This window comes from Flintibacter muris (assembly GCF_943192995.1).
Classification (GTDB): Bacteria; Bacillota; Clostridia; order Oscillospirales; family Oscillospiraceae; genus Lawsonibacter; species Lawsonibacter muris.
This window is the reverse complement of sequence record NZ_CALPCP010000082.1, coordinates 1-6289: the sequence shown is the minus strand read 5'-3', so window position 1 is coordinate 6289 and position 6289 is coordinate 1. Positions and strand designations below refer to the sequence as shown.

The 6289-nt window shown below is 53.9% G+C and carries 8 protein-coding genes and 1 pseudogene; 4 read left to right on the top strand and 5 right to left on the bottom strand.

Annotated elements, in window-relative coordinates; genetic code table 11:
• Window positions 1-49: 49 nt before the first annotated feature.
• Both NFS22_RS22905 and NFS22_RS22900 read left to right on the top strand, forming a co-directional pair.
• Window positions 50-313: pseudogene (locus NFS22_RS22905) on the top strand (DUF4240 domain-containing protein); the annotation flags it as partial.
• A 49-nt stretch (window positions 314-362) separates the two neighbouring features.
• The gene (locus NFS22_RS22900; protein WP_338148064.1) at window positions 363-710 is read left to right on the top strand and encodes a YdcF family protein; all 348 of its coding nucleotides are present in this window, start codon (window positions 363-365) and stop codon (window positions 708-710) included.
• 271 nt (window positions 711-981) lie between these two features.
• Here the strand turns inward: NFS22_RS22900 and NFS22_RS22895 are convergent, their stop codons facing one another.
• Genes NFS22_RS22895 through NFS22_RS22880 form a run of 4 tightly spaced genes read right to left on the bottom strand, consistent with a single transcriptional unit; the run spans window position 982 to window position 3862 of the window.
• Window positions 982-1362 carry a YxeA family protein gene (locus tag NFS22_RS22895; protein ID WP_251319949.1) on the bottom strand — a complete coding sequence of 127 codons (381 nt, stop codon included), beginning with the start codon at window positions 1360-1362 and terminating at the stop codon, window positions 982-984.
• Window positions 1359-2156 (bottom strand): ABC transporter permease, encoded by a 798-nt coding sequence (locus tag NFS22_RS22890; protein WP_251319948.1) that lies wholly within the window; start codon window positions 2154-2156, stop codon window positions 1359-1361. The genes NFS22_RS22895 and NFS22_RS22890 overlap by 4 nt, the downstream gene beginning before the upstream one ends.
• A 1-nt stretch (window position 2157) precedes the next feature.
• Window positions 2158-2955: an ABC transporter permease gene (locus NFS22_RS22885; protein ID WP_478293314.1), complete on the bottom strand. Its 798-nt coding sequence runs from the start codon at window positions 2953-2955 to the stop codon at window positions 2158-2160.
• Window positions 2939-3862: an ABC transporter ATP-binding protein gene (locus NFS22_RS22880; RefSeq protein WP_251319946.1), complete on the bottom strand. Its 924-nt coding sequence runs from the start codon at window positions 3860-3862 to the stop codon at window positions 2939-2941. Before NFS22_RS22880 ends, NFS22_RS22885 begins: the two co-directional genes overlap by 17 nt.
• Window positions 3863-4008: 146 nt before the next feature.
• Between NFS22_RS22880 and NFS22_RS22875 the strand changes: the two genes are divergently transcribed.
• Together NFS22_RS22875 and NFS22_RS22870 are read left to right on the top strand one after the other, a co-directional pair.
• Entirely contained in the window at window positions 4009-4704 is a 696-nt protein-coding gene (locus NFS22_RS22875) for a response regulator transcription factor (protein WP_251319945.1), read from the top strand.
• The gene (locus tag NFS22_RS22870; protein ID WP_251319944.1) at window positions 4701-6071 is read left to right on the top strand and encodes a sensor histidine kinase; all 1371 of its coding nucleotides are present in this window, start codon (window positions 4701-4703) and stop codon (window positions 6069-6071) included. Before NFS22_RS22875 ends, NFS22_RS22870 begins: the two co-directional genes overlap by 4 nt.
• Here NFS22_RS22870 and NFS22_RS22865 read toward each other — a convergent pair.
• Window positions 6060-6289, bottom strand: a 230-nt coding sequence (locus NFS22_RS22865) for a hypothetical protein (RefSeq protein ID WP_251319943.1), incomplete at its 5' end; no start/stop codon positions are given. The genes NFS22_RS22870 and NFS22_RS22865 overlap by 12 nt on opposite strands.

The window sequence follows — 6289 nt, the reverse complement described above, 5'->3', positions numbered from 1 at the left end:
CAGCCTTGCGGGAAGTCTGAAGAAACAGTGGTATCCGGCGCAGCCGGGGATGGAAATGAGCAAATACGATTTCTGGAATCTGATTGCCGGGGCGAAAGAGGAGTGCGGCCAGGACATGGACGCGTCCCTCCATTGGCTGTACGAACAGCTCGCCGCCCGCGGTCCGCAGCAGGCCCAGAATTTCCACGACATTCTGTATGGATACCAGAAGCTATCCTATCAATACGGCCTGTGGACCGCCGCCTCGCTGATGTGTGAAAATGTCTGCGACCACAATGACTTCTCCTACTTTAGAGGATGGCTCATCACCCAGGGCAGGGAGGTCTATCTGGCGGCGCTGGCAGACCCGGACTCTCTGACAGATGTGGAAGCCTATGGCAAGGTATGCGGAACGGAAGGGCGTGGACCTGGGGAAGATTATCGTAGAGGGAAAATCCACTTCGACAGAGGAAAATTTGCTGTTTTCCAGAGAACTTATGGATCGGGACCGTCCCAGGGTCATTGTTGTGACGACAGCCTATCATGTATTCCGGGCTCTGCTCCTGGCAAAGCAGCAGGGGTTGAAATGTATCGGTTTCGGAGCTAAGACAAAATGGTACTTCACACTGAACGCATTGATTCGGGAGTTTGTTGGGTACTTGAGCCTGACCTGGAAACATCACGTTGTTGTGGCTGCTTTGATTTTCATTATATCTGCATTTGCCATGTAAAGGCACAGTTTCTTGATTTTATGAGGTGCAATCTGTTTGTGGGACGTGAAATCGGCATCACTACTAATCAGCGTCCAAGCAAATAGAAAAACAGAAACTGCTGCACGACAGCGTAAGAAAAAAGCTGCCGTTCTTTTGCTCCAAAGGAAAGATGCGATCAAACTGCAATATTCTGATCTCCACTTGGAGCAAAAAATAATCGGTTTGATAATTTGAAAAAATCAGCCCAGCGGCGGTTTCGCTGCTGAGCTGACAGATTTACATGAATTTATTATTTTGCTGGGGCTGTGTAGTGTGCCTGCACCTCTGCCGGAAGCTCGTCATACTGTACCTCGCTCCAATCCAGGACGCCGCGGACCGGCATGACGGTCAGACGGATAAAGGCCCCTTCCCGCAGTTCTCTGGAAGTTCCAAAGGTGATCTCTTTCTCGGCACCCTTTTCATCATAGGCCGTCAGCGTGTAGGAGTAGGGCAGGTTTCCTTTCAGGCTGATTACGCCTCCCTTGACATCAACCTGTTCCACCTTGCTGTTGTCGATCTGGGCGTAATACTCGGTGCTGCCGGAGCCGGAGAGGAACCATGTGCAAAAGCCGATCAGACCAATGAGCAGGACAGCGGCGGCACCCATTACGATTTTCACTTTTTTCTTCATATTGTTTGACACCCCTTACCAACCTTTTTTGTGATGACCCGCTTGGGCTTTTTTGCTGTCTTTGGAGCCGCGCCTTTTTTTGCTGTTGCCACAAAAGCGGCGGCAATCAGCAGAGCGGCCAGCAAACTGAGCATACAAAGCAGCGGATCCCAATGGACGGCCGCATCATAGCTGCGGTATCCGATCAGCCCCATGCTTGCGGTCACGGGATACAAATTTGCCAAATTCATGTTCCCCGCCGCGAACATGCCGCCGTAGCCGTAGACAAAGGCTGCCACCGCTCCAACTAAGTGACCGTTTGGAATGCGGGCGGCGATGGCGATGATTGGCAGAACCGCGATATAGAGGAACAGGCAGTTGAATATGATCTGCAACCCGGCCTGCATGACTGCCGGAAAATCGCCACCGGGGAAGCCCAAAAGGGAGGATGCCGTCACAGTGAACACAGTGCTGATGATCCCCAGGAACAGGGAGAGCAGCCCGCAGACAGCCAGCTTGCCTGCCAGCAGAGCGGGAAAGGACAGGGGGACCGTCAGAATGTTTTTCAGCGTGTCGTCCGTTCCCTCCCGGCTGATGATATATCCGGTAATCAAAGCGATGCACATGGGGAAAATCGTTGTGATGTTGTTCTTCAGGACCTGCTCCACGAAATGGGAGAAGGTCCATACGCTTCCATCCTGGGCGGTGGTGGAGAAAACCGTAAGCAGGACGGACAGCAGCATCAGGAAAACCCCTGCCCAGACCATGTGATACCGTTTCAGTTTCCAAACTTCAGTTTTCAGCAGTACCAGCATCTCAATCTCCCCCTCTCCTTTTATACAGCCGGTCAATCACCAGAATGGACAGGACCACCATCGCGCCCAAAATCAAAACGGTCTGCATTGTTGAGGGGACCAGGTACTCCAGTTCCCCCAAGCTGCCCTTGACGCCATGCCGAACCATATCCCCCGCGCACCAGAGGTTTGTAAGGGGAATCGGCATCAGCCAGCACAAAAACTTCGGCAGGACGCCGAAGCTACTTTCGGCGGTCAGGCTTAACACGCTGTAAAAAATGCACAGCAGGACGGAGAAGATATAGGTCTTGCTGAAAAAGACCACCAGCACTACCAACGGCAGGGTGCCTGCTGTGATGAAGATCCCCATCTCCACCGCCAACCACAGCTTGTAGCCCAGCCCGCCGACCTCAGCAATCAGGCTCCCGCAGACAATGGTGACGGCGGCTGTGGACAGGCAGAAGATCAGCCCGAACAGGAACAGAACGATAATTTTAGCGAAAATCATCTGGGTGCTGGTCACCGGGATGGTCCGCAGGTTTTTGAAGGTGTCGTTGTCCCGTTCCATAAAGAACAGCATGGCGGCGATGACGCCGATGATACAGGGCAGAAGCAGCTCCACCCCATAGCCCAGGACAAACTGATAAAAGTCGTCAAAAAGCTCGGCTTTCGTGTCGTACCGCTCCATCATGCGGGGCGTCAGCATCATCAGCGCCACCGGGGGCGGGAACAGGAACGCGGAGAGAATCACAAAAGGAATAAACTTCTTCCGTTTCAGCTTCGCCAGTTCACAGGAAATCAGTTTAAGCAATCCCCTCACCCCCGGTCACCCGCTTGAAGTAATCCTCCAGGCTTTCCTCCACGGTCGCGGCCTCCGACACCTCCAGACCATACTGCACAAAGGCGGAGACGATCTCTGCCACGGGAACCTTGGCAGAATTCAGCCGCAGATGATGGCCGTCCTGTACGGCAAACTGATTTTCGTGAAACAAACCGTTCAAGACCTCCGCCGCCCGCTCCGTGTCGGAGATGGTGAAGCGGACATACCGTTCGCTCTTGGCCTCCAGGTCCGCAAGGCTCTCCTCCTCCAGCAGCACACCGTGGTCGATGATACCGATGTCATCCGCCAGAAGCGCCACCTCGGAGAGAATGTGACTGGAGATCAGGATGGTCTTGCCCCGCTCGTCGCACAGTGCCCGGATGAAGGAGCGCACCTCGGCGATACCAATGGGGTCCAGGCCATTGATGGGTTCGTCCAAAATCAGCAGTTCCGGGTCGTGCATCACCGCCAGGGCAATGGCCAGGCGTTGCTTCATGCCCAGGGAGCATTGGGAAAAGAGCTTCTTATCCCGGTAGGGCAGGCCCACCAGCTCCAGGGCGCTTTTGATTGCGTTCTGGTTTTTCAGTCCCCGCAGTGCGGCGAAAATACGCAGGTTCTCCGTCCCCGTCAGATTGGGATAGAAGCCGGGGGATTCGATCAGGCTGCCGATGCGGGGCAGCAGCTTCTTCTCGTTACCAAGCAAGGGCTTTCCCCAGATCGTCACTTCCCCGGAGGTGGGCTGGGTCAGGCCCAGCAGCATCTTCATGGTGGTGGTTTTTCCGGCTCCGTTTCGGCCCAGCAGACCATAGATGCGGCCTCTTTGAACATGGATGTTCAGCTCCGCCACGCTCTTTTGCGTTCCGTACTGTTTGGTCAGTTGTTTTGTTTCGATGACGATTTTGCTCATAGCGGTTACCTCCTTTGTAGGGTCAATATACAACACCATCCTTGAGCGATCCTTGAGGGAACCTTGAGATAACCTTGAGATTGCGCTGGCGGCATATACAATTTTTAGTTTCTGCGCTATAATGAGTGCGGACAGGAGGGGCTTATATGCTGGACAGAGAAATCCTTGTTGTAGATGATGAAAAAGATTTGCGGACAATGATCCGCTCCATTTTTGAGAGCACCGGATATACACAGATTACAACAGCGGCCTCCGGGCAAGAGGCGCTGGCGGTGATGGCGAAAAAAATACCCGGCATCATCATTCTGGATGTGATGATGCCGGATATGGACGGGTTTGAACTGCTCCAGGAAATTCGGGCCGTCAGCAAAGTTCCCGTTCTTATGCTCACCGCGAAGGGGGAAACCGAGGACCGCTTTGCCGGGTTCGAGTTGGGGGCGGACGATTATCTGGTCAAGCCTTTTCTCCCGAAGGAATTGCTGCTGCGGGTTCAGGCAATTTTGAAACGGGCCTATCCTGAAAAAGAGCGGGTTGTTACGCTGAACGCTGCCGCGGTGGATTTAGACCGGGCAGAGGTTATCCGAGATGGACTGCGGACGCCCTTGACCGCCAAGGAGTTCAGCATTTTTGAAAAGCTGGCGGAGAATGCGGGCCGGATCGTCACCATTGGCATTCTGTGTCAGACGCTGTGCGGGGACATCTGGCAGGGGTATGAGACAACGCTGATGACCCATATCCGGCATCTGCGGGAGAAAATTGAGAAAAATCCGTCAAAGCCCGTATCGCTCCTGACAGTGAAGGGCTTGGGGTATAAGCTGGTGGTAAAGGAGCCAGAGAAATGAAACCTGTGGAACGCTTCTTTCGGAAATACTTTTTATCCATGGTAGGCATTATCGCGCTGTTCCTGCTGCTCAATGTTGTCCTGCTTTTCTCTGTGTTGATTTGGGCCTGGCAGACCTCGGAGACACCGGAAATCTCTATAAGCAAAATCTGTAACAGCATTACTCTGGATGGAACCGGACATTTGACGGCGGCTGGGGTGCTGGACGAAATTCTGGAAGAACATCACGCCTGGGCGATGATTTTGGACGATACCGGAACGGTCATCTTTCAGAGCAAACTGCCGGAGGAACTGCCCCGGCAGTACACGGCAGCGGATGTGGCAAAATTCAGCCGGTGGTATTTGGGGGATTATCCGGTCTATGTGCAGGAGCATCCCCAGGGGCTGCTGGTAGTAGGCGGTGAAAAGGGCAGTCAGGCGAAGTATTACTTTTCTGTCAGTGAGAGCTATGCGAGAAAACTGCTTGTCGGGCTGGCTGCCGTCTTTCTGACCAATATCATTGTGGTGGTCCTGCTGATCTGGAAGAACACTCGGCACGTTGAAAAGGCAGTCACGCCTATTTTGCGGGGGATTGAAACGGTTTCCTCCGGCCAGCCGGTCAGTCTCCCGGAGAAGGGAGAATTGGCGGAGATCAACCGCCAGCTTAACAAGGCGGGGGCTTTTATTGCCAAAAAGGACAGCGCCCGCGCCGACTGGATCAGCGGTATCTCCCATGACGTGCGAACGCCACTCTCGGTGATTTTGGGTTTTGCTGGACAGATGGAGGATGACCGATCACTCCCGGCGTCCGCCCGTGAGCAGGCGGCCTGCATCCGAAAGCAGGGAGAGCGGCTGCGGAGCCTGATTTCTGATTTGAACCTCACATCAAGACTGGAATATGCCATGCAGCCCCTTCGGATGGAGACGGTCTATTTGGTGGAGCTGGCCCGGCAGGCCGTCTGCGAATTTTTGGACAGCGGCTTGGAGGAACAGTATGAGATAGAGTTCTGTGCCGACCAGGAAAGCGAATCGGTGTCCATTCTGGGCGACGAGGCCCTGCTGAAACGCGCTCTGGGCAATTTGATCCAGAACAGTATTGTTCACAACCCACAGGGCTGCCGGATTTCCGCTTCAGTCCTATGCGGAGAAGCCGGTATCACGGTCGAGGTTGCGGACGACGGCGCGGGAGTATCGGCTGAGAAGCTGAAGGAGCTGACCATAGATCACCGCCGCCTGGAGAGTACAGATGAAAAGCTAGATCTGCGGCATGGCATGGGCGTTCTGCTGGTTCGGCAAATTGCGGAGGCTCACAAGGGAACCATAGCCATGGAAAGTGAGCCGCGGAAGGGGTTCAAAACAGTGCTGATGTTCCCAGTATCAAATTTTTGAGAGAAGGGGCAGCCAGCGATGGAAAATAGGGTACACTATGCAACCAGAGAAGAGGCCGAAGCGGTCAAAGCAACTGCGATGCAAGATGAAGATAAAATTGCCAAGGGGTGTTGCGATGAAACAAAAAGTTTTCGTCATTGAGGCTTGGTGTAAAATCTTGTGTAAGCGAAAATCGACAAAGTCAAGAAGTGGCGCGATGGAAAGTGCACAGGCTGGGG